Source organism: Bacillus sp. CCNWLW194 (genome assembly GCF_037120585.1).
Classification (GTDB): domain Bacteria; phylum Bacillota; class Bacilli; order Bacillales; family Bacillaceae_G; genus Bacillus_A; species Bacillus_A basilensis.
Genome location: NZ_JBBBBL010000004.1, coordinates 385593 through 401369, shown reverse-complemented (window position 1 = coordinate 401369; position 15777 = coordinate 385593). Strand labels below are relative to the sequence as shown.

Sequence of the window (15777 nt, the reverse complement as noted above, 5' to 3'; positions counted from 1 at the left end):
TTATGTGTAAAAAACAAATGATTGTTTCACCGCAATTCACAAGAGATATACAGAACTGTTTATTTTGTAATGAGGTAGCAGAAATGCATGTGCAGGTAATAGATATGGGGTTTAAAGTATCAGGACATTTTTGTAAGAAGTGTGTAGATGAAATGGATTCAGAACAGATTGAGTTTTGTCCGTTTCAAAATCTTGTATCTGTTTTAAGAAAAAAAGGAATGCAAGAGTGGATAGTGGTTACGAATAAAAAATATGAAAATAATAGTGTGACTTTTAAAAAGATGCGTTTTCGTAAAAAGTCGAGATATTTTGTCGAAATAGAAGTCATATGTAGTGGAGAATTAAATCACACTCTAATTCATGAATCTGATTTTAAATTAATGTTAGAAGATATTGTATATGGAAATTGGTTCATTGAAAAAGAGAAAGAGGGCGGGAAGTAATGAATATCTTAAGTTTTATAGCAGATGTGATAGCAGAAAGATGCATGGGATGGAAAGAGATAGAAAGACCGTTTAGTGAGGAGAATTGGAATCCTATTCGTGTATATGTAGATAAAGAGGGACGAGAAATCATGGAAGTTCGCAAGTTTAATCCTTTGAGGAAAGAAGGGCAAGCTTTCATGATTTTAGATGAATTGAAGAAACAACATGTGAAATTCTCAATTGGAGTGAATGAAAAACAAACGGCCTATAATTTTAAAATATTCGATAAAGGGAACAACGTTATACATGAAAAAGAACATGTAGACATAATAGCTGTTATTTGTTTAGGAGTTCTGGCGTGGTCAGGTATTACTATTACATCTGAAATTGCTGGGGCTGTCGATATTGAGGTTATTTCCTAAAATGAATGAAATGAAAACCTATGATGTAATTCTACATAATACGAATGATGAAAAAAATGATATAGATTTTTGGATAGTTATAGAATGTTTGAATGGTACAAAGTATCGAATAGAAGATATCTACCTTTCTGTAGATGATATAGATAATACATTACAATTGATAAGAAAAACGATGAAAGAAGCAATACAACAAAAGTTGCCATTGTCCATTACTTATGCAAGAAAAGATTGTGATGAGAATCGCTATTTTTGTATAGATGGAAGTCAAGTTCTTTCTTTTCAAGTGCTTGCTTCAGGTATTAAGAGTAGAAAACAAAAAAATGTATCTTAAGAAAAATCTAACATGTATTACATAGAAAGAGAGAGATTCATATGAATAATATAAAAATACCTTACTTTGTAGCTATTAAAATACAAGAAGCGAAACAAAGCGTAACATCTACTGTTGATGTTTTGAAGAATGTTTACAAGGTATCTCAAGACAATGAGGAATTAAAATCCTGGTTGAAAATCGAAGGGAACTCCGTCAAATTGTTTATCGCAGTTGAAGAAGATTATGATGTTGAATACATGGACATTTTTGATGCTATAGAAAAATTAGAAGCAGGATATATTTGCTGTTGCATTCAGGCGGGAATAAACAAGTATTGCCGATTTAATAGTGAAAGAGGGATTTATGAATACTGGCATAAAGAAAAAGATACTCATGTAGATGAATGGAAAAAGATAAACACAGATTCTCTCGAAAACTTAAAAACGGGTTGGTATGTAGTTCCAAAACAATGTGCAGAAAAAATGTTCAAAAGTGAACCCGTTTAATGAATTTGTATATTTATTAATACATATTACTGAATAAAAAATGAAAGGGGTTTGATAATTATGTATGAATATGCTGAGAAATACGGAAGTATATATTTGTTTGATGAAAGGGGAGAGGTTCTGTTTGAAATGAAAGAACCTGCCATTCTGTTTGATAGAAACTTCTTTACTCGTCATCAATTAGGTAATAAGAAAGACGTTGAAAAGTATTATGAGGACTGCATAGAGAAGTGTAGGGTCGCAAACAGCACCTTATATGAAGATTGGATGATTATGGATTTACCAAAAGATGTAGAGTTGCTTAATAAGTTACTACATACGATTGATTACATGGAGGTTTTCTTACGGAAAGAGGGTTTAATGAAATTAATAGAAAAACAACAATAGACAATAAAGGGAGGGATAGAAATCATGGAATGTTATCATAACGCAATTTCACTTGCAAAAGGATACCCTCAATGTTTGGATTGTGGCAAAGAGTTTAAAAATGGAGAGTTAGGGAGAATCCGAAAAGAGCGGGAGGGCAAATGTAATCATCCACGTTTAGAGCATGGATATGCATCTAATCCACCTACGTCTTGGTGTCCTGATTGTGGAGGGTATTTCAGCGATTTAGAACTTAAGAAGATGAAAAATAAGCAGTTAAAGAAAGAGGAGATTTAGCTGTATGATGAAAGATTTTAGGGGCGTTGAAATAACGCACGTTCGTACAATAATGAGAATGAGAGAGAATGGGAAAATCCTCTTGTTTGAATATGACAAGCAATATGCAATTGAAAAAGTAACGAAAAAATATATGTATGTTCGAAATGAGTTAGGGAATTTAGACTCTTTTTCTTTGGATATGATGTCTCCTATATATTATGAAAGATTCTTCATTCCTGTAACACCAGATAATTTTTATGAAAGATTTTATGAAGCACAAAGAAAAGGAATATAACAAAAAAAGATGACTTATAAATAGTCATCTTTTTTATATGCTCTGTACATCTTTTAAAGATATTCCCTGCCTTGGGAATCTATCTTTTATTTCCTTATAGCTTTTTAATGGTTTTCTCGGATATAGTTTACTATCAATTTTCCCAATCCTCCATATATTATTCGAGGTAAAGAAAGCATCAGATATGGGTATCTCAGAGTTCATTAACTTAGAAACAGTAGTCTCATTTACTTCGCTGAATAATAATTCTCGAATGGTTATTACTCCAAAATTACTTTGTTTTGAAGTGTCTTGTAAAAGATAAACCAAATACGTTTCATTTTTATAATTCAACTCCCAAATAATTGGTTGAGAAATTTCTAAGATGACTTTTTTTTGAACAAAGGGATGATTTGTTAGTTCCCTAAAAATAGCGTCAAATAATATAGCATCCTCTATCTGTAAGTTCATATGCCTGTCCTCCTATTAGATAATTTGTTATTTTTGTAAAACCCACAAAGCATCATCTACAACAAAAGGTGTCATTCTTAATGTTCTTTTTTTGCCAAATAACCATCGAATAGAACCATCCTTATATTTCTTCACACAATAAGCATTGTTATATGCAGGACATAAGTCTAATTCATTTGTGCGTGGGCTATTCATACACTGTGCAATTTGCCCAACTTGTATTGTTTGAATCATCGTAGCGGTTGACACACCGTTTGAATCGAAGTACACATTTAGCAAATCAATTGCCTCTGAAAAATGTCCAATTTTATTTTTAAGCATTTGATATGAGGAAGAATCCTTATCAAGTTGGGATAGTTTCTTTTCTAATTCACTTTTAATTTCTTTTAATCTATTAATCGAATCTTTACGCTTCATTCTGCATCATCCTTTCATTTTTGTTTTTTCTTTCTTTTTCCTCGTAGTTTGAGTCAACTACAACTTTGGTTCCATCTTCATGGATTTCAATTAATTGGTTATTCGAAACTGCTCTAATTGGTTTTGTCATATCACCATCTTTAACCATATCCATTAATTCTCGATACAAACCAATGAAAGAATGGTTATTTCCTGCAATATACCCATCATAATCTGCACCAATCGCCCAAAACATCATTAAATGTTGCGTTGGATATTTTAATTGCCAAGAGCAAACCGTATTGTAAAATATATCAAAAAAATTCTTTATTTGTGCATCAGAATAAGAAGAGGGGTTACTTTCTATATCGAGAAGGATGTTGTTTTGTTTATGTAACCAATCTGTTTCTTCAGCGTTTGTTTGTAAAACCATTTTCATTCCCCTTTCCATTACTTCAAAATAGTAAGTCATAATCATTATTATACACAAAATAAAATAATTGACTATAGTAAATGAATGAAATAATATTAACTATAGATAAATAGAGTTCGGTAACTATTTTGATTGAGGTGAGTGAATGATGATATCGGCAGAAATGGGCTCTATATTTGGAAAAAACAAATTTGTCATTAAAGGGAAAAACAAGTGCTATGTATCAAAGGTTATAAGAGAAAGACATGATGGAGCGATGGATTGGGAAGGGAATGTGATTCGAAAATCTGAGTATATTGTCATTCTTATTCCTAAGTCAAAGATACAGAAGTTAGAGAAACGTGAAATGTATCAAAGACCATATAGATTTAGGCGTTCAGGATTTCAGATTGTTGATAGGGGTTTGTACATTGAGCTAAGTGGTTTTTTTGAAGAGTTATTGACGACAACATTTGTATTACATTACTTAAGAATGGATGGATACATAAAATTCGTAAAGAAAAATTACCCTGATAAAGCAGGAGAATATCCTATGTTTTTAGATGCTCATACACCATATCAAGTCACTTACAATGTCTTCTCTGTACTCGCAAGTGGGATATATAAATTATTTCATTGGAATAAAAAGAATAAGAAACAAGGGAATAATGGAGGTGATACAACATGTTAGGTAAAAAACAAGAACTTGATGAACTTGTAGAAAGCTCAAGAACATTGATAAATGAAGCAACTCTTCTATTAAAAGATAAAAGCATAGAAAATTGTTTGGAATTTATAAAGAATGAAAAATTGTGGAGTGTATTAAGTCATTCGAACAAAATGGTTATTACCAAAAATATTGAGGATTATTTAAACAAACATATAATTCCTTCAAATAGTATTTTTCGCTTTGGTATGCATGGTAGTTTTGAAGTGGTCATCTATTTGTATGTAGAGGATGAAGTTATTGGCTTTCTGCATTTGGGAAGTTCAGAACTACATATATATAATTCGTTTTGTAGTCAATATACAGTATTACCCGCAAATATACTTCAAACAAAAACAGAAGGAGCTTATTTCAAATATCAGCTAAAAGAAATGGATAAACATCAAAAGAAATTAGAAGGATTTCCAAAACGACTACTTAAAACAACTGCAAATGAACTAAAATCTCTCGTGGAGAAAAAACAAGAACTGGAGAAACGAGAGTCTTCTTTAGAAATGAACTTATCAAAATATCAAGATGCATATGAGAAAGCTAAAAGTGAAGAAACGATTCATAGGGCAAGAGCAGAACTTTTAGTAATTGCTGATAATTTGAAGGAGCTTCAGATACATACTCGTTATAGAGAATGGGAGCCTTCTAAGGTATATCAAATTTTCAAAAAGAAAGATAAAGAGATTTGCTACGGAAGTAAATGTTTAGCAGAAACAAAAAGTAGGGTCATTGTGTATCAAGGGGATTTTTCGAAAAAAGAGTTTTTGATTTGGAAATTAGATAAATTTGACTTTATAGATTTCAAGCAAGTATTTGAAAGAAATGGATTCAACTGTTCGATTAAAGATGAAGTTTTGTTTATTGAAAAGGACGGAATTATTTATGAGTTTTATTTGGATGGAACAATTGAGACTCATGATAGTAAAGCAAGTTTAGTTGATTTATTGCAAGTAGAAGAAGTATTACGAATGTTGTTAGGGGTTGACCTAAGTTGCTGTATGGCATAGATGAGGAAAAGGTATTAGTTATAGATTCCGAAGCAAAGGCATTACATGCAATGGATTTTACGTACAAAGGCTTTCTCTTTTATACCTATGATAAATGGGAAACAAAAGGTGTTCGTGTCAGTAGTTCATTACTATGTTTGAAAGCAATACATGAAAAAACAGGGATAGTACTTTGCGGACCAGAGAATAGCTCAGTTATTAAGAGTCGAAACATTATGTGTAGCTTTATAGATATGTATTCAAATTATGAATAGTTATTCCGCTATATTTTTTGCGTAATTTTTAATGCCACGTATATCTATAATAAATAGATATGAAAAACAAGGTATTAATACTAATTAATTTGAGAGGATGTTTTAAATGGAACGTATCTATGAAGATATTTTTTATGTGAGGGAATATACCTATGACTCTCCAGAGGAAAGAGATTTACATTCCAAGGAAATGAAAAAGAAAGGGTTTGAAATGGTAGCGGAAGACCATCCGTTATATACATACTATAGCAAATTTGAAAAGGCTGTACGTACTCTTAGTTTTACTGAAGGTCAAATTGTAACAAATGGCTCAATTGTTGGATTTGCAGAAAATATTAATAATGAGAACGAGACATTTGAATTATTTGCTTCAAAAGGAAAGGCGATAAGTTTGGGCATATGTTCAAAGGATAACTTTACTCCATTAATTAAACAGTAAATAAAATAAATCAATAGGATAAATTAATTTGAAAGGGTGTTTGTTATGGTAAAGGTAAACGAACAAAGATTAGAAAGAGTAGAAAGAGTAAAAATGGTAAATGAATTAATTAAGTTTATTGCAGATGTTGATATGGCTTGCACAGAAAAAAGTAGTGCAATGTTCTTTTCGACTGAATCAAGTAAAGGAACACAAAATCACTATGCATCGTTTGTTTTAGAAGGAAGAAATATTTATTACATTGATAATTATACGGAAGAAAGAGTATCTTTCCATCCTGCAAGTAAACATCGAGGATTTTCTTCTGGTGGAACAATGTGGGGTCTTGTTAGTGATTTTAAAGAGTGGATTAAGACAGGAGAACCATCAAATGGAATTCATGGATATAGTGGATTATACGCTTTAAATTGGGGCAGTCGTATTCCTTTATTAGTTAGGGACATGATTATTAACAAGGCAAAGGAGATGGGATATTTAAGAGCTGATGCAACGGAATTTAGTACGTATGTAATAGGCTATGTTGGTGAGAAATATGAGCACGTTATTCAGTGGCATTTAGAAGAAGCTAAAAGATTTATAGGTTGTGTTCAACCTGTGGAATCGTTAGCGGAGGTAATGATGGATAGAAATATTTCTCTAATGGATTTAGAAACTGTAACTGGAATTCCTGTTAAAAATTTATTGAAAATCTTAAGTGCAGAAACTCGCATTACAGAGGAAGTTGCAGAGAAACTTGAAATTGCTCTTGCTATAAAGAAAGAGTTTTGGATTAATCTTGAAAATAAATTTCAGAAATCTGCATTAACTAAGTAGATAAACAAATGAAAAGAGTGTGATGATTGCACTCTTTTTTATCTGTTAATAAAAAAGGAAAAGAGGAAATTAAGATGGCCAGAAAACAAAAAGATAAAATCGTAAGGGTTCAATTTGCAAAAGAAAATGTCATGATGTTTGGTAATTCCTATAAACCATGGGAAATGCAGTTTGAGGAATACTTACAGATATTGAGACAACACAATGAGCTTACATCTGTAGAACAAGTCAGTGTTTCTGATAATGCTTGGGTATCATGGGGCGGTTTAAAGTGGTGTCCTGAAGAGAATATGCAACATCAGTTCAATCGTGAAGGTTGTCAATCGAATGAAGAGGACAATCCGAATCCTCGAAATTATAACGAAATGCAATTCTACTCTGATGTAACTGTAGCTGAAAAGGTTAATAAACTCATTAAAAAATATAAAAAGAAATAATAAATATAGCGTTATTTCCGTTTATATAAATAAAATCGAAAAGGAAGATAGAGATGACTAAAAAAATTAGATTAATTCGAACAATGGTAACAGAATACGTACCAAACCCGGAGTGTTATGACAAAGGGATGACGATTGAAGAAATGGCTCAATCTGATGCAGAGCAGGATGATTTAGAAACTATCTTTAGTGAGATAGAAAAAGATGAAGTAAAATGGGAAATTATTAACGGAGATTCTACATGCTTTGTGAAAGATGTTAGTGAAGCAGAAGCAGTGGAAGTTATAAATGTTATACCGACAATCTTAGAAGAACAGGAAGTTGTTGTAGCCTGGGCACGAAAGAAAAAAGAAGATTATTGGAGTGTATCTTCAATTATTACAGCCTTAGTAAGTGAAAAGCCTTCTAAGACATTAAAGAAAGATGAAGAATATATGCGAGCAAGAGAAGTATACAGAGGAAAAAACAATAGTTGGCAAGATTCTGTTTTACTTGCGATTCAAATGAATATATATCGAATGGAAAATGACATTAAACAAGGACAGTTAGTTACAAATGGATGTGCAATTGGTTTTGCAGGGGAATTTAATTTCTCAGAAAGAAGCTTTCATTTATTTGCTACAAAAGATGAAAGTATCAAAATTGGGAAATATCTAATGGATGATTTCCAAGCTGTAAAATAATCTATCTAACTGCATTTCTCTTCTATATATGAAGAGAGTGCAGTTTTTTAGAGAGATTAGTAGAACTATACGAACAAAGAAAGATGGGAATAATAATGAAAAAACATTGATTGCATTAGGAACAGTATTTTTATTAAGTGGCTGTGTGGGGTTGCCAGAAAAGGATGTAAAGTTGCAATTTTTGAATAATAATGCTGAAGTAGTAAAAGAACTTAAAATTGATGACTATGAAATTATGGATGGAGAATTAAAATATCGTATTGGTAAAAAGGTATATATTTCTCAGTATGCACCATTTATCATTGAAGGAGAAAAAAGTACAGAGGATTAATTAAGATTGAGATTAAATATCTGATTATGTGTACAAAAACAATGAAAGAGCGGATATATCATTTGCTCTTCTTATATAAAGGGGAATAGAGAATGATTGATTTTACAAGTATTTCAGAAGAAGATTTGGCACGATTAGAAAAACAGAGAGAAAAACAAATTGAGCAAGTGATGAAAGGAATTTTTACTGAGAGTCAATCTGATAATCGCCTTATTAACGAGTTAAGGTTCAATCATAATTACTTGTATATGGGGAAGTTTTTAATACAATCGCAAACGGGAGCTAAGTTTGAAATACATGAGATTAATGATGAACATGTATTTATTGCTTTTATTGGTGTTCCTACTGAGAAGAGAGGACAAGGGTTAGGAACTCAAATGATGGAAGAGTTAACTCGCATTGCAGATACACATGGATTTAAACTGTCTTTAAATATTGACCCTAAATTCGGTGTAGGGAAAAGAGTATTGAAGAAGTTCTATAAAAAACATGGATTTGTAGAATCTGAATGGTATAAGAATAATGCGGAAATGATTCGAGAGGCTATTAATAATTAACAGAGTTATGAAGATAACTTAGAAAAGAAAGGGACAGTTTATAATGAAAAAATACGGAATTGTTAAAAACGGTGTAATTCTTGAAAGATTTTCTGATAGCGATGAAATGAAGCGGGAATTCATAAAACTTAGAGAAGAGGATAAAGAATTATGGGGTAGAGAATTAAAGTTTGATGAGCTTTTAGAGGATGAAAAACTGGAGGTAATGGAAGAGAGATTGAAAGGAATTCGTGACTTCTTGGACTTTGCACATGAAAACTATGATGGAAGAACAATCCAAACTCATACAAGAATCTATGCTGATGAGCTACAATGGCTGATAGAACATGCAAAAAGAAATATGGGACATAAAAAATAGTTAGATAAAGTACGTAAAAAGCAGAGAATAGTTCTTTGCTTTTTATTCTTTTTCTAATAGTATTAGAGGTTTTAATTTGTAATTTAATTATATATGAGAATAAAGAGATTTTGAAATATCTATTATAAAGAGATAAATATAGATAGGTATTTTATTAAATTCATTAAAAAGGAGAATGAAAGATGCTTAAAAAAGGTGACAAAGTAGTAATGCATACATGTGATGAGGCGAAGGCATATAACGGGAAAATATGGACTTGTAAAAGTGATGAATTTGTGCAAGCGGAAATACCATTTGAGCAAAATTTAGTCTTTTTAGAAGGATTCAGCGGGTCTTTTTGTACTCAATATCTTCAAGTAGTAAAAGAAGAAATAAGCAATAATACACTGAAAGAAACGCTAATAAAGCTGAATATAAAGCATGACCTGACAGTGTACGAGGGGGAAGAAGAAAAACTTGAAGAGTTCCTGAAAAATACTGGATTTAAAAGTTTATACGAATATTACAAATCAATGACTGAACAACAGTTGTTGAAGATTTATGATGATTATTATGGATTTGATAAGGAATTATAAAGTGAAAATTGATGAATAGTAGACACGTAACACGAAGAAAGAAAAAGGAGTGCATTTATATGATAAAGTTTTTTAATGGGATGCCAATTAGTATAAACAACACAATTACAAAAAGTAGTAAAGAAGAAAAGTATTATATCAGTTATAATCCTTCAAAAAGAGATTATGGAGTAGATACAACGGCTTTAGTTATAACAATAGGAAATAATGAAAGAGAGGTATTTTATATACTAAAGGGTAATCATAAAGAACAATATGCAAACTGTAAAAACTTAAAAGATTGTATTACTTATTATATAAGTAATAAGGAGTTTATACATAAATTTAGTGATATATTTGAGCATGAACATTTAAATTAATACAAATATAGTGAGCTCGAAATAAAAATAAAATAAAAACCACAAAAGAATTTTTGTTCTTTGTGGTTTTTTGTTTTTTTATTAGCTAAATCTTGTGTTAATTGCATTGTGCATATCGAAGCACCTCGTTATATTTGTTTATTTTCTTCTACAATCATATCTAAATATTTATCATTATCTGGAATATCTTCAACTTGCTTCTTGCAACATTTACATTCAAAAGAATTTTTATTTCCAAATTCGAAAGAAATCCAACCACCACCGATAAAATACCAGTCATGACCTCGGAGAGAGCAAAAGAAGTAACTTTTCCACCAACCTATCGTAACAAAGAACAGGAACCGTAATAGGTAATCAACTCCCATCAATAATAGGATAGGAATATAGCATATGTAATATAAAAGGGACGAAGTGAGATGTCTCATCATGTAAAATCTCCTTTCAAAGTATTATATTGTCTATCAAAAAAGGTAGAATGGTTACCATATCTACCTGCAAATGTTGAATTCTATTTTTCTTCTCTTATTTTTTTAATTTTAGAAAACACTTGCATGAATCGTTCGGTTTCATCTTGACTTAATCCGATAGATTCTGATTTTCTAATAGCTCGTTGTAAAACATAGAATAAATTATCATCTGTTAGAATACTCTTCATTTCCTCTGCGGTTTCTGTCAATTTGAACACCTCTTTCTGAGATTAGTATACTACTTTATATTTACTATAGTCAATATAAACTACATAATAATTCCGTGACTCTTTAAAGTTTCTTTTCCTAATTCGGAAGTAGGTGCATAACCTTTTTTAATTAATTCACGGATGTAAATCTTATTATAAAAGAAGGCAAAAATAATTCCTGCAAATCCATATGTGCAAAGTCCTGCAACGATAAGGATTAAGAACCATTTCCAATCACCACGTAGCAATGGGACAAGTGCTCCAAAGAAAAATGTTGTCCAACTAAATCCTACTTTTACTTCTTCTCTTAAATTGTTTTTAGCGTTTATCATTTCAATAATCATAGGTATCCCTCATTTCAATATGTATTTTATAAAGCTAATCTATTATAGTGAGAATCAGTTCGAAATAATCAAAAAAGAATGCTTACATATTTGTAATAAAAAAAGATAGTAGGTTTATATACTCTACTATCTTTGCTTCATCTTTTATTTTTCTTCTGATTTCGTTTCCCTTACTCGTACACCTGTTGTTTCTGCCGTATGTGAAGCCTCTAAAATTGCAGAAGGGTCAATTTCTAATACTGTATCTTTTAATTTTGAATAGGTTACTCTGCTTGTAATGCAGTAGATAACTTTCTTTGCATCTCCTTTGTAACCACCTTCGCCATGTAGGTAGGTGATAGAAAGATTCAATTCTTTCATTAATTCCTGTCCAATTGCTTCTGCTTTATCAGATATAATCATTACAGATTTTCCTTGATTGAATCCATCTAAAATAAGGTCAATCATTTTCGTTACAATATAGAAGATTGCTAATGAGAACATGGCTTGCTCTAAAGAAAATACAATTGCTACTGCAATTAAAATGATAGCATTAGCACTTAATAAAATGGTACTTACTGCAATACCATAATTTTTATTAACCCATACAGCTAACATTTCCAGACCATCAATCGCTCCTCCAAGACGTACGACAATACCAACACCAAGACCAAATAATAAACCGCCATATAATACAATTAATAATTCAGAAGATGTAATAGGCGGGAATTGTTTTAAGAACATCATAGAGCCTGTTGCAACTAAATTTGCATATAATGTTCGAATCGCAAATTTTTTCCCCATTGTTCTGGATGTGAATAATAGAATAGGGAGGTTCAAACTAATAAACAAGACATAAACAGGTAATCCAAATAATTCATTCCCTATAATAGATAAGGCGGTTACTCCACCATCTACTAAATTATTGGGGGATAAAATCAAATCAATAGCAACGGCTGAAATCATTGCACCAATGGTTAGTAATACGTATTCTATATATCTTTTCATTGAATCCACTCTTCTCTTTTTTTCGGTAATACTCCTGCGAGCTTTTCATTTCCTACCCATGCAGGATATACAAAACATGCAGAACATCTTGCCTCATAATCGGTTGTATCTCCAATCAAAACTTCATCTCCAGGAGGAGCAGGTTCATTGTTCACAAGTCTTTGTGTATGAATAGCATCATAACTTCCACACGAAAGACATACAGCAGATAGTTTATGAACAACGTTAGCAACTGCCATAAGTTGAGGTGTAAAACCAAATGGTTTCCCTTCATAAGACATGTCTAATCCACTCATATAGACAATTTTCCCTTGTAGTCGAAGTGTTAAAGCAATGGTGACAATCTCTTCAGAAAAAAACTGTACCTCATCAAAAATAACAATCTCATAAGAAGAAGATAGATTACAAATCTCTCTCGTCTCTTTTTCTGTAAGTTGCCTTGGGAGGTTATGACATGGTAATTCAAACATTCTATCTCTATCAGTAATTGTATTTTCACTAAATCGGTTATCAATCATTGGTTTAAAGCCAATAATACGTTTTTTTGCATACTGATGTCGTGTTACTTCTCTTCCTAAAAACTGTGTTTTTCCTGCAAACATGGGACCTACAATTAACGATATATTCCCTTCTTGTGGTGAAATCATGATTCCCTCTCCTTTTATTCAAACGTATTAAGCACATAGTAAATCCTAACAATTTTATTGACAATAGTCAATGTAAAAAGTACAATTATTCCATAGTTAATCTTATGTGGAGATGATAAATGATGAGTAAAACAGTCTTGTTATTAGTAAATGGAGGAGAATATGCTTCTTGTCGTTTTGAAGAGGACTATAACCCTCAAGAATTTTATGAGCAAATGGTCGATATCGGAATTACCAAAAAGGAATATCTGCACGAAGAGGGAACTACCATTGTGGTTTCTATTCATGAATTCCCTTATATTAGTCCTTTATTTATTGAACTGGTAAAGAAGGAACTGATGGATTATGAACATGTAAAGGATGTAAACATTTACGAGGTAAAAGGCATAGATGTGGAGCAGAAAATTAATGTTACTGAAGTTAGAGGTACAGAAGTATCAGGTTTAATAAAAGAGATGGGATTAGGAAATAAAACTGCTACGAGAGAGTAGTTGTTATACATGTGAAAATCAATATTAATTCATGTTGTAATCAATGAGAGAGGGATGGGTAGGTTTGAAGAAAATAATTTGTTTGTATATAGATGGAGATTATTTTGCTTATCAAAAATTCAAGGAAAAATACAATCCTGAAGATTTCTTTAATAAAATGAAAAAAGAAGGAGTTACCTCTAAAAATTTAGTTATAGAAGATGATTGTGATGAAACAGAGGTTTGTGTGGAAGTGGAAATTAAGGAGTTTATCAATGTAGATGAGGAATTCCTTGAATTTCTAAAATTTAATTTTATTCATAACTCTGCTGATGATAAGAATCTTTATATCGTCAAAGAAGAGGAAATGTGAAACGAAAACAATAGTATTTCAAAAAGATTAAAATGAAAGTAGGAGTTAATATGTCAGGTTTAATTTGCTTACATGTCAAGGGTGACGAGTATGCGGCCATGTACTTTAAGAAAAGATACGAGGAACAAGAATTTTATGAACGAATGAAAAAAGATGGTGTTGAATCCGAACAATTGAATGTTGATGGATTATATGTAGAAGTAGCGATTAAACGATTTGGAGCAGTAGACGATAAGTTTTTAGATTTTGTTACCGATACATTTATTGACTATGACAACGCTAAAACAGAAGATTTCTTTATTGTATACGATAAATAATTTGTTTTGTATATAAGGATTATATAATTTAAGAAAAGGTGTTAAAAAGTGAAATTAATTTTAAATATAATAAAAGGTCTTGGGATTCTGCTCTATTTATTAGTTGCATTTATTCTTGGATATGTGTGGGAATTTGTTTCTACTACAATCCTGATGATTGTAAAATTCCCAAGAAGATTTACCTGTAGAAAAGATGGTCATGAATGGATTTGCCATGGAACGGGTGGTTTCGGTTTTTTAGGTCCACTCTATCCATTTACTTGTGAAAAATGTGGAAAGCGTAGCAGAGGGGATATGAAAGATTTTGACAACCAACCTTTTACTGCGAAACTAAAAATTTAGGAGTGAGAAAATGTTAGTCTATGATTTTACGAATAAAGAAAATGAAGTAATGTTAGAAGCAAAAAGAAATACAGTTATGATTATGGCACGAGTACCAAAAATAATAATGTTTGAAACTGGTGATGAATTAAGCACTATGGCTGATGTGTTAGAACACCTTTCAGAACTGGCTGATGAGCGTGAAGACGGGGATGGTGAGATGGCTCTTGGTATGTTTGACGAATTCCAAAAAGAAAGCTATATGAAGGATGAAGACGAGTATTCCTCACGCAATTTAAAGATTTTTACTTGTAAAAATAATGCTCTCCTATATGATGATAAAGTTTCAATCTTTTTTGGTGTATTGAATAGTGGAGATTGTTTCATTGAGCCTGAGGATATCCAAGTAATTGTTAGATATTTTAAGGAGTTTACGGAAAGTGATATGTGTAAAGACACAACAAAAGAAATGTTATTACAAATTGTTCAAGTGTTAGAAGAAGACTTGCAAGCGTTAAAGGGAAATAAACCTTATTTCAAAGTTGAAGTTGATGGAAATTAATTCATTTCGAGAATCGTTTCTGACGATTCTTTTTTCTTGGATGCAGAATGAAATAATCTTAAATATCTATAATGTATAGATAACTATAAACAGGTATTTTCTAAAATTGATTAAAAAGGTGGAGTTTAAAGTGAGTGAGAAAACTTTATTTTTAGAGAAAGAAAAACATTGTACAAAAAAAGATTTATTAAATGCATTAGATGTTTTGAGTAATAATGGTTTGATTTTCATTTCGAATGGAGAGGATTTTTTCCCCATAAAAGAAATTGTCCAGGATGAAGAAGGGGACGACGTAATTATCAGAGTCTCGGATAAACCATATTGAGAAATGAGCTATATATATATGTTTAATAACTCTTTGCAGATATAAATATGTCTAAAATAAAAAATATAAAAGGTAGGTATTTTGAAATGAGCTTTAAAAGTATGATTAACAAATGGAAACAAGATGTAATGAAGGAAATTCATAAGAAACCGCATTTGATGGATAAAATCGGTTTGTATGATAAAGTTGAAATTCATGTAGATGGTTCATTAATTATTAAATCTCAAAATGAACATATCTCAAATGAAACGATTACTGATGTTGTAACACCGTTTAGAGATTGGAAGAAAAGAAGAACTGCTTAAATGCGGTTCTTTTTTTATGTTTCATAGAATATGTGGAGCAAATGATATCTATTAT

Annotated in this window: 34 protein-coding genes; 26 read left to right on the top strand and 8 right to left on the bottom strand. The window is 31.3% G+C overall.

The genetic code is table 11. The features are described from left to right. Positions 1-2: 2 nt before the first annotated feature. The 7 genes from V7S50_RS12180 to V7S50_RS12150 are packed head-to-tail and all read left to right on the top strand — an operon-like array spanning position 3 to position 2606. The gene (locus tag V7S50_RS12180; RefSeq protein WP_336376297.1) at positions 3-443 is read left to right on the top strand and encodes a hypothetical protein; all 441 of its coding nucleotides are present in this window, start codon (positions 3-5) and stop codon (positions 441-443) included. Next, the gene (locus V7S50_RS12175) at positions 443-847 is read left to right on the top strand and encodes a hypothetical protein (protein WP_336376298.1); all 405 of its coding nucleotides are present in this window, start codon (positions 443-445) and stop codon (positions 845-847) included. Before V7S50_RS12180 ends, V7S50_RS12175 begins: the two co-directional genes overlap by 1 nt. A gap of 1 nt (position 848) precedes the next feature. Beyond that, a complete protein-coding gene (locus V7S50_RS12170) occupies positions 849-1178 on the top strand; it encodes a hypothetical protein (RefSeq protein ID WP_277517513.1) in 330 nt (109 codons plus the stop codon). A 41-nt stretch (positions 1179-1219) separates the two neighbouring features. Then, positions 1220-1666, top strand: coding sequence for a hypothetical protein (locus V7S50_RS12165; RefSeq protein WP_242306451.1), 447 nt, complete (start codon positions 1220-1222; stop codon positions 1664-1666). 60 nt (positions 1667-1726) lie between these two features. Further along, positions 1727-2053, top strand: a complete 327-nt coding sequence (locus V7S50_RS12160) for a hypothetical protein (protein ID WP_242298807.1) — start codon at positions 1727-1729, stop codon at positions 2051-2053. 24 nt (positions 2054-2077) lie between these two features. Then, positions 2078-2329 carry a hypothetical protein gene (locus V7S50_RS12155; protein WP_336376299.1) on the top strand — a complete coding sequence of 84 codons (252 nt, stop codon included), beginning with the start codon at positions 2078-2080 and terminating at the stop codon, positions 2327-2329. Between the two features lie 4 nt (positions 2330-2333). Beyond that, positions 2334-2606 (top strand): hypothetical protein, encoded by a 273-nt coding sequence (locus V7S50_RS12150; RefSeq protein ID WP_242306449.1) that lies wholly within the window; start codon positions 2334-2336, stop codon positions 2604-2606. 33 nt (positions 2607-2639) lie between these two features. Here V7S50_RS12150 and V7S50_RS12145 read toward each other — a convergent pair whose 3' ends face one another. Genes V7S50_RS12145 through V7S50_RS12135 form a run of 3 tightly spaced genes read right to left on the bottom strand, consistent with a single transcriptional unit; the run spans position 2640 to position 3885 of the window. After that, entirely contained in the window at positions 2640-3056 is a 417-nt protein-coding gene (locus V7S50_RS12145; protein ID WP_242298804.1) for a hypothetical protein, read from the bottom strand. A gap of 27 nt (positions 3057-3083) precedes the next feature. Continuing rightward, entirely contained in the window at positions 3084-3473 is a 390-nt protein-coding gene (locus V7S50_RS12140) for a hypothetical protein (RefSeq protein WP_242298803.1), read from the bottom strand. Next, positions 3463-3885 (bottom strand): hypothetical protein, encoded by a 423-nt coding sequence (locus tag V7S50_RS12135; protein WP_336376300.1) that lies wholly within the window; start codon positions 3883-3885, stop codon positions 3463-3465. Before V7S50_RS12135 ends, V7S50_RS12140 begins: the two co-directional genes overlap by 11 nt. A 148-nt stretch (positions 3886-4033) precedes the next feature. On the opposite strand from V7S50_RS12135, the gene V7S50_RS12130 reads away from it, so the two are divergent. From V7S50_RS12130 to V7S50_RS12075, 12 genes are all read left to right on the top strand, one after another. Beyond that, entirely contained in the window at positions 4034-4555 is a 522-nt protein-coding gene (locus tag V7S50_RS12130) for a hypothetical protein (protein WP_336376301.1), read from the top strand. Then, positions 4549-5589 (top strand): hypothetical protein, encoded by a 1041-nt coding sequence (locus V7S50_RS12125; RefSeq protein WP_336376302.1) that lies wholly within the window; start codon positions 4549-4551, stop codon positions 5587-5589. The genes V7S50_RS12130 and V7S50_RS12125 overlap by 7 nt, the downstream gene beginning before the upstream one ends. Next, positions 5574-5843 (top strand): hypothetical protein, encoded by a 270-nt coding sequence (locus V7S50_RS12120; protein WP_336376303.1) that lies wholly within the window; start codon positions 5574-5576, stop codon positions 5841-5843. The genes V7S50_RS12125 and V7S50_RS12120 overlap by 16 nt, the downstream gene beginning before the upstream one ends. A 106-nt stretch (positions 5844-5949) precedes the next feature. Further along, complete coding sequence (locus V7S50_RS12115) at positions 5950-6282, top strand: hypothetical protein (protein WP_336376304.1); 333 nt, start codon at positions 5950-5952, stop codon at positions 6280-6282. Between the two features lie 45 nt (positions 6283-6327). Further along, positions 6328-7095: a helix-turn-helix transcriptional regulator gene (locus tag V7S50_RS12110; protein ID WP_336376305.1), complete on the top strand. Its 768-nt coding sequence runs from the start codon at positions 6328-6330 to the stop codon at positions 7093-7095. A 74-nt stretch (positions 7096-7169) separates the two neighbouring features. Further along, complete coding sequence (locus V7S50_RS12105; protein WP_336376306.1) at positions 7170-7532, top strand: spore protein H; 363 nt, start codon at positions 7170-7172, stop codon at positions 7530-7532. A gap of 53 nt (positions 7533-7585) precedes the next feature. After that, positions 7586-8215: a hypothetical protein gene (locus V7S50_RS12100; protein ID WP_336376307.1), complete on the top strand. Its 630-nt coding sequence runs from the start codon at positions 7586-7588 to the stop codon at positions 8213-8215. Positions 8216-8252: 37 nt separating this feature from the next. After that, positions 8253-8546 carry a hypothetical protein gene (locus V7S50_RS12095; RefSeq protein WP_336584281.1) on the top strand — a complete coding sequence of 98 codons (294 nt, stop codon included), beginning with the start codon at positions 8253-8255 and terminating at the stop codon, positions 8544-8546. A 92-nt stretch (positions 8547-8638) separates the two neighbouring features. Continuing rightward, complete coding sequence (locus V7S50_RS12090) at positions 8639-9103, top strand: GNAT family N-acetyltransferase (RefSeq protein WP_336376309.1); 465 nt, start codon at positions 8639-8641, stop codon at positions 9101-9103. A 43-nt stretch (positions 9104-9146) separates the two neighbouring features. Then, the gene (locus tag V7S50_RS12085) at positions 9147-9461 is read left to right on the top strand and encodes a hypothetical protein (protein WP_336376310.1); all 315 of its coding nucleotides are present in this window, start codon (positions 9147-9149) and stop codon (positions 9459-9461) included. 182 nt (positions 9462-9643) lie between these two features. After that, the gene (locus V7S50_RS12080; protein ID WP_336376311.1) at positions 9644-10036 is read left to right on the top strand and encodes a hypothetical protein; all 393 of its coding nucleotides are present in this window, start codon (positions 9644-9646) and stop codon (positions 10034-10036) included. A 59-nt stretch (positions 10037-10095) separates the two neighbouring features. Then, positions 10096-10395, top strand: coding sequence for a hypothetical protein (locus tag V7S50_RS12075; protein ID WP_336376312.1), 300 nt, complete (start codon positions 10096-10098; stop codon positions 10393-10395). A 128-nt stretch (positions 10396-10523) separates the two neighbouring features. Here the strand turns inward: V7S50_RS12075 and V7S50_RS12070 are convergent, their stop codons facing one another. From V7S50_RS12070 to V7S50_RS12050, 5 genes are all read right to left on the bottom strand, one after another. After that, complete coding sequence (locus V7S50_RS12070) at positions 10524-10823, bottom strand: hypothetical protein (RefSeq protein WP_240522558.1); 300 nt, start codon at positions 10821-10823, stop codon at positions 10524-10526. 80 nt (positions 10824-10903) lie between these two features. Continuing rightward, positions 10904-11071: a hypothetical protein gene (locus V7S50_RS12065; protein WP_336376313.1), complete on the bottom strand. Its 168-nt coding sequence runs from the start codon at positions 11069-11071 to the stop codon at positions 10904-10906. A 59-nt stretch (positions 11072-11130) separates the two neighbouring features. Further along, positions 11131-11415: an HrgC protein gene (locus V7S50_RS12060; protein ID WP_086877862.1), complete on the bottom strand. Its 285-nt coding sequence runs from the start codon at positions 11413-11415 to the stop codon at positions 11131-11133. A 144-nt stretch (positions 11416-11559) separates the two neighbouring features. Then, a complete protein-coding gene (locus V7S50_RS12055) occupies positions 11560-12402 on the bottom strand; it encodes a YitT family protein (protein WP_336376314.1) in 843 nt (280 codons plus the stop codon). Continuing rightward, positions 12399-13049: a thymidine kinase gene (locus V7S50_RS12050; RefSeq protein ID WP_336376315.1), complete on the bottom strand. Its 651-nt coding sequence runs from the start codon at positions 13047-13049 to the stop codon at positions 12399-12401. The genes V7S50_RS12055 and V7S50_RS12050 overlap by 4 nt, the downstream gene beginning before the upstream one ends. 119 nt (positions 13050-13168) lie before the next feature. On the opposite strand from V7S50_RS12050, the gene V7S50_RS12045 reads away from it, so the two are divergent. The 7 genes from V7S50_RS12045 to V7S50_RS12015 all read left to right on the top strand — a co-directional run bounded on the left by V7S50_RS12045 (position 13169) and on the right by V7S50_RS12015 (position 15722). Further along, complete coding sequence (locus tag V7S50_RS12045) at positions 13169-13540, top strand: hypothetical protein (protein ID WP_336584278.1); 372 nt, start codon at positions 13169-13171, stop codon at positions 13538-13540. A 64-nt stretch (positions 13541-13604) separates the two neighbouring features. Then, the gene (locus V7S50_RS12040) at positions 13605-13892 is read left to right on the top strand and encodes a hypothetical protein (RefSeq protein WP_336376317.1); all 288 of its coding nucleotides are present in this window, start codon (positions 13605-13607) and stop codon (positions 13890-13892) included. 50 nt (positions 13893-13942) lie between these two features. Then, positions 13943-14209 (top strand): hypothetical protein, encoded by a 267-nt coding sequence (locus V7S50_RS12035; protein WP_257208653.1) that lies wholly within the window; start codon positions 13943-13945, stop codon positions 14207-14209. A 48-nt stretch (positions 14210-14257) separates the two neighbouring features. After that, positions 14258-14551, top strand: a complete 294-nt coding sequence (locus tag V7S50_RS12030) for a hypothetical protein (RefSeq protein WP_333728542.1) — start codon at positions 14258-14260, stop codon at positions 14549-14551. Positions 14552-14561: 10 nt separating this feature from the next. Beyond that, positions 14562-15092 carry a hypothetical protein gene (locus V7S50_RS12025; protein WP_336376318.1) on the top strand — a complete coding sequence of 177 codons (531 nt, stop codon included), beginning with the start codon at positions 14562-14564 and terminating at the stop codon, positions 15090-15092. Between the two features lie 130 nt (positions 15093-15222). Next, entirely contained in the window at positions 15223-15417 is a 195-nt protein-coding gene (locus V7S50_RS12020) for a hypothetical protein (protein ID WP_336376319.1), read from the top strand. Between the two features lie 86 nt (positions 15418-15503). After that, a complete protein-coding gene (locus V7S50_RS12015) occupies positions 15504-15722 on the top strand; it encodes a hypothetical protein (protein WP_061662333.1) in 219 nt (72 codons plus the stop codon). Positions 15723-15777: the final 55 nt, after the last annotated feature.

What these genes read in the sequence shown, in the direction of transcription:
- V7S50_RS12180 (WP_336376297.1), top strand. Translation starts at nt 3, where the DNA reads ATGTGTAAAAAACAAATGATTGTTTCACCGCAATTCACAAGAGATATA.
- V7S50_RS12175 (WP_336376298.1), top strand. Translation starts at nt 443, where the DNA reads ATGAATATCTTAAGTTTTATAGCAGATGTGATAGCAGAAAGATGCATG.
- V7S50_RS12170 (WP_277517513.1), top strand. Translation starts at nt 849, where the DNA reads ATGAATGAAATGAAAACCTATGATGTAATTCTACATAATACGAATGAT.
- V7S50_RS12165 (WP_242306451.1), top strand. Translation starts at nt 1,220, where the DNA reads ATGAATAATATAAAAATACCTTACTTTGTAGCTATTAAAATACAAGAA.
- V7S50_RS12160 (WP_242298807.1), top strand. Translation starts at nt 1,727, where the DNA reads ATGTATGAATATGCTGAGAAATACGGAAGTATATATTTGTTTGATGAA.
- V7S50_RS12155 (WP_336376299.1), top strand. Translation starts at nt 2,078, where the DNA reads ATGGAATGTTATCATAACGCAATTTCACTTGCAAAAGGATACCCTCAA.
- V7S50_RS12150 (WP_242306449.1), top strand. Translation starts at nt 2,334, where the DNA reads ATGATGAAAGATTTTAGGGGCGTTGAAATAACGCACGTTCGTACAATA.
- V7S50_RS12145 (WP_242298804.1), bottom strand. Translation starts at nt 3,056, where the DNA reads ATGAACTTACAGATAGAGGATGCTATATTATTTGACGCTATTTTTAGG.
- V7S50_RS12140 (WP_242298803.1), bottom strand. Translation starts at nt 3,473, where the DNA reads ATGAAGCGTAAAGATTCGATTAATAGATTAAAAGAAATTAAAAGTGAA.
- V7S50_RS12135 (WP_336376300.1), bottom strand. Translation starts at nt 3,885, where the DNA reads ATGGTTTTACAAACAAACGCTGAAGAAACAGATTGGTTACATAAACAA.
- V7S50_RS12130 (WP_336376301.1), top strand. Translation starts at nt 4,034, where the DNA reads ATGATATCGGCAGAAATGGGCTCTATATTTGGAAAAAACAAATTTGTC.
- V7S50_RS12125 (WP_336376302.1), top strand. Translation starts at nt 4,549, where the DNA reads ATGTTAGGTAAAAAACAAGAACTTGATGAACTTGTAGAAAGCTCAAGA.
- V7S50_RS12115 (WP_336376304.1), top strand. Translation starts at nt 5,950, where the DNA reads ATGGAACGTATCTATGAAGATATTTTTTATGTGAGGGAATATACCTAT.
- V7S50_RS12110 (WP_336376305.1), top strand. Translation starts at nt 6,328, where the DNA reads ATGGTAAAGGTAAACGAACAAAGATTAGAAAGAGTAGAAAGAGTAAAA.
- V7S50_RS12105 (WP_336376306.1), top strand. Translation starts at nt 7,170, where the DNA reads ATGGCCAGAAAACAAAAAGATAAAATCGTAAGGGTTCAATTTGCAAAA.
- V7S50_RS12100 (WP_336376307.1), top strand. Translation starts at nt 7,586, where the DNA reads ATGACTAAAAAAATTAGATTAATTCGAACAATGGTAACAGAATACGTA.
- V7S50_RS12090 (WP_336376309.1), top strand. Translation starts at nt 8,639, where the DNA reads ATGATTGATTTTACAAGTATTTCAGAAGAAGATTTGGCACGATTAGAA.
- V7S50_RS12085 (WP_336376310.1), top strand. Translation starts at nt 9,147, where the DNA reads ATGAAAAAATACGGAATTGTTAAAAACGGTGTAATTCTTGAAAGATTT.
- V7S50_RS12080 (WP_336376311.1), top strand. Translation starts at nt 9,644, where the DNA reads ATGCTTAAAAAAGGTGACAAAGTAGTAATGCATACATGTGATGAGGCG.
- V7S50_RS12075 (WP_336376312.1), top strand. Translation starts at nt 10,096, where the DNA reads ATGATAAAGTTTTTTAATGGGATGCCAATTAGTATAAACAACACAATT.
- V7S50_RS12070 (WP_240522558.1), bottom strand. Translation starts at nt 10,823, where the DNA reads ATGATGAGACATCTCACTTCGTCCCTTTTATATTACATATGCTATATT.
- V7S50_RS12060 (WP_086877862.1), bottom strand. Translation starts at nt 11,415, where the DNA reads ATGATTATTGAAATGATAAACGCTAAAAACAATTTAAGAGAAGAAGTA.
- V7S50_RS12055 (WP_336376314.1), bottom strand. Translation starts at nt 12,402, where the DNA reads ATGAAAAGATATATAGAATACGTATTACTAACCATTGGTGCAATGATT.
- V7S50_RS12050 (WP_336376315.1), bottom strand. Translation starts at nt 13,049, where the DNA reads ATGATTTCACCACAAGAAGGGAATATATCGTTAATTGTAGGTCCCATG.
- V7S50_RS12045 (WP_336584278.1), top strand. Translation starts at nt 13,169, where the DNA reads ATGATGAGTAAAACAGTCTTGTTATTAGTAAATGGAGGAGAATATGCT.
- V7S50_RS12035 (WP_257208653.1), top strand. Translation starts at nt 13,943, where the DNA reads ATGTCAGGTTTAATTTGCTTACATGTCAAGGGTGACGAGTATGCGGCC.
- V7S50_RS12025 (WP_336376318.1), top strand. Translation starts at nt 14,562, where the DNA reads ATGTTAGTCTATGATTTTACGAATAAAGAAAATGAAGTAATGTTAGAA.
- V7S50_RS12015 (WP_061662333.1), top strand. Translation starts at nt 15,504, where the DNA reads ATGAGCTTTAAAAGTATGATTAACAAATGGAAACAAGATGTAATGAAG.